2 rRNA genes are annotated in these 558 nt (G+C 58.8%); both read left to right on the forward strand.

Features of this window, described 5'->3' with window-relative positions:
• A 23S ribosomal RNA gene (locus E7Z54_RS11575) occupies positions 1-319 on the forward strand; the annotation flags it as partial.
• 118 nt (positions 320-437) lie between these two features.
• A 5S ribosomal RNA gene (rrf, locus tag E7Z54_RS11580) occupies positions 438-554 on the forward strand.
• Positions 555-558 lie beyond the last annotated feature (4 nt).

The following is a 558-nucleotide window of genomic DNA, read 5'->3' on the forward strand; positions in this document are numbered from 1 at the left end:
CTGGGTTTAGAACGTCGTGAGACAGTTCGGTCCCTATCCGCCGCGCGCGTAGGAAACTTGAGAAAGGCTGTCCCTAGTACGAGAGGACCGGGATGGACGAACCTCTGGTGTGCCAGTTGTACCGCCAGGTGCAGGGCTGGTTGGCTACGTTCGGAAGTGATAACCGCTGAACGCATCTAAGCGGGAAGCACGTTTCAAGATGAGGTTTCCCACCCCCTTGTGGGGTTAAGGCCCCCAAAAGATGATTGGGTTGATAGGCCGGAGGTGTACAGCAGCAATGCCCAGCCGACCGGTACTAATAGGCCGAAGACTTGCCACAACAAACCCCCAACACACCCAACAAACAATCACCCAGAACCACCACTAACGCGACGCGTCCACAATCCAACCCCACCCCACGGGCACCACGCCCACCGGGACATGAGGGTTCATAGAGTTACGGCGGCCATAGCGGCAGGGAAACACCCGGTCCCATCCCGAACCCGGAAGTTAAGCCTGCCAGCGCCGATGGTACTGCAACCGAGAGGCTGTGGGAGAGTAGGACGCCGCCGGACATAC

It is taken from the genome of Nocardioides sp., assembly GCF_004803405.1.
GTDB classification, from domain to species: Bacteria; Actinomycetota; Actinomycetes; order Propionibacteriales; family Nocardioidaceae; genus Nocardioides; species Nocardioides vastitatis.